Raw genomic sequence first — 2,789 nt, forward strand, 5'->3', positions numbered from 1 at the left:
TTATCGCAGCGTTAGTGGTAGCAGCATTTATCGTATATCCTAAAGTGCAAGCGTCTCAACGTGCACAGGCTGAAAGCAATAACATAGCAACAATCCAAGCTGGTGTTAAAGCGCTTTATACATCAGCTTCCAGTTTCACCGGATTAACAAATACTGTTGCTGTTCAGGCTAAAATATTCCCAGATAACATGTTAAGTGGTTCTGGTTCTTCAGCAACACCTATTAATGCCTTTAAGGGGGATGTTGTCGTTGAATCAGCAAATACAGGTCCTTCATCAGCGCAAGGGTCATCATTCACCATAACATATAAGAATGTCCCTGCAGCAGAATGTACAAAAATTATTACAGCAGCGGCAGGCAATTTCTATACGGCAGGAGTAGGCACGGTCGGTAATGTTAAACCTGCTGGCGGTGTGCTGGATGTCGCAGGAACTGCTACACAGTGTCAAAATGGTGGAAATGATAATACACTAATTTTCACGTCTATCTAACATTAATGTATTGATAGCTTATTTTTTGGCTTCTTATTTAAAGGGGCCATTTTTATTCATTTATTAGTTCTTATTCTTCTATATAGTTTTTCTTACACCTTGATTTTTGTTTGTTTTTTGATAATTAATTTATACGTGAATATAAAAATGGCGATAAAAATGAAAATTAAAAAAGGATTCTCTTTACTAGAATTAACTCTTGTTTTAGGTGTTGGGACGATGGTGGCTTTTATGAAGTTTCAGGATATGAAAAATGAACAGGAGAGTATATTGGCTTCTGCTGTCGGGCAACAAATGAAACAAATCGGTGAAGCAGTTAATGGCTATATAAATATCCGTTATGATAAATTGTCAACCTTATCCAATGCTGCCGGAACAGGAACCGATCCGGGACCAAGAACCTGTTCAGGTTCAGTGTGTGAAATTACTTACCAGACATTGATTAATGAAGGTTTACTACCTTCAACCTACACAGGCACTAATGCTAATAAATCTTCGTATAGAATCATATTAAAACGTGATGGAACTTCCCCTAACTATGTTATTAATGGTCTTATAACGACATCGACGGCATGGATTGAAGGCGGAAAAACACGTTATGATTTATTAGGGAATGCCATGCAAACCGCTGGTATAGATAGCGGTATGACTAAAACAACATCTATTGCTTCTGGGCATAGTGGTCAATGGACAGAAACGTCTGCTAATTTTAATAATATCACATCCACTGGACAGTTAGCATTTAGAGTTGGTTTTAATAGTGCGTTATATTCTGTATATTTAAGACGTGATGGAACATTGCCAATGACTGGCGATTTAAACTTAGATGGGCATAATATCAACAATGTCGATGCGCTCAATGCCACTGGCAACATTACGACGACAGGCGACCTACAAGCAAGAAACATTAAAGCTACTGGAAAAATTGATGCTGGAGGTAATATTTCAGCAGGAAATTGGGTTTATGCTAAAAATGGTTATGGTGACGTTATTGGAATGGGTGGCGATGCAATTGGCGATGATTATGAAATAAATCTCCAGTCTCCAAAACAATTAACGATACATTCTCCTAAAGTTCCAGTCGCTGATAGAAAATCAACGGTAGTTTTTAGGGTAAATGGTGCGATTAGTTCAGGGGGGGATCTTACAGCAAGTGGTAATATAACTGCCACTGAAAATGTCAAAGGTGCTACATTAGAATCCACAGGACGCGCTACGGTGGGTGAATTTATACAGCTTAATGGACAGGCTACTGTTGGGGCTGCGTGCTCACCGAATGGATTACAAGGAAGATCAAAAGAAGGTTCTATTTTATCTTGTGTTAATGGGACATGGGAAAGCTATAAAAATAGTTATTTCGATTATGACAAATGTTATAACACAGAAGAGGATTCACCAAAACCTGATTACGCACAATGGGGTTCTGGTAGTAATGGTTTCGCTGTCTGTGATGGACGAGCAGGATATACTGCCGCTGGTTTTCGAGCTTATCATCGTAAAGATCAAACTGTATGGGTTACCGTTAAATGTTGTCAATATAAGCAATAAAAAATTTTTAATCCTGATTAGGTAAAAACGACTACCTCTGCCCGATCAGGATTTTCATAACCTCCCCCCGTATTTCGTTCCATAATCCAGAAAACAATACTGCTCAATTAAACATATACGAACCTGACATTCAAAGTAGTAAAATCGCCACTGGGCAAGCATGTTATCTTCTGGATAATTACAAAAATCCTATTTTTGTGGAGGGGGAAGTCAATCACCTTATTTTGCTGATATCTTGACCTCTTTTTTATTTTTGCTAATTAAATATTAAGTGAAAATAAAAAGGACGATGAAAATGAAAAAAGGATTCTCACTATTAGAACTTGTATTGGTTCTTGGTGTTGGGGCTAGTATGGGATTTATCAAATTTCAAGATATGAAATCAGAGCAAGAAAACATTCTTGCTTCTGCTGTCGGTCAGCAAATGAAACAGATAGGTGAAGCGGTTAATGGATATATCAATATCCATTACGATAAACTTTCAACACTTTTATCCAGTACCAATCAGAGTAGTGATCCGGGTCCAAGAACGTGTAGTGGTAGTGTATGTGAAATTACTTATATCACTCATTGCTAATGAAGGCTTATTACCTTCTACTTTTACGGGAATGAATGCACAAAAATCTTCTTACAAGATACTGTTAAAACGTGATGGTATCAGCCCTAACTATGTTGTTAATGGATTAATCACTACAACGCTTCCTTGGTCTGAGGGAACAAAAATTCGCTATGACCTGTTAGGAAAAGCAA

General features: G+C 37.7%; 2 protein-coding genes and 1 pseudogene. All 3 read left to right on the forward strand.

Features of this window, described 5'->3' with window-relative positions; all coding sequences use genetic code 11:
• A partial coding sequence (locus YROHD0001_RS00130; protein WP_032818578.1) for a type 4 pilus major pilin occupies window positions 1-491 on the forward strand: 491 nt, incomplete at its 5' end.
• A 147-nt stretch (window positions 492-638) separates the two neighbouring features.
• Complete coding sequence (pilV, locus tag YROHD0001_RS00125) at window positions 639-2,039, forward strand: shufflon system plasmid conjugative transfer pilus tip adhesin PilV (RefSeq protein WP_004716941.1); 1,401 nt, start codon at window positions 639-641, stop codon at window positions 2,037-2,039.
• A gap of 289 nt (window positions 2,040-2,328) precedes the next feature.
• Window positions 2,329-2,789 (forward strand): annotated as a pseudogene (locus YROHD0001_RS19935) (shufflon system plasmid conjugative transfer pilus tip adhesin PilV); the annotation flags it as partial.

This window comes from Yersinia rohdei ATCC 43380, from assembly GCF_000173775.1.
In the GTDB taxonomy this organism is placed as follows: domain Bacteria; phylum Pseudomonadota; class Gammaproteobacteria; order Enterobacterales; family Enterobacteriaceae; genus Yersinia; species Yersinia rohdei.

Coding starts and splice junctions, on each gene's coding strand:
- pilV (WP_004716941.1), top strand. CDS start 639: ATGGCGATAAAAATGAAAATTAAAAAAGGATTCTCTTTACTAGAATTA.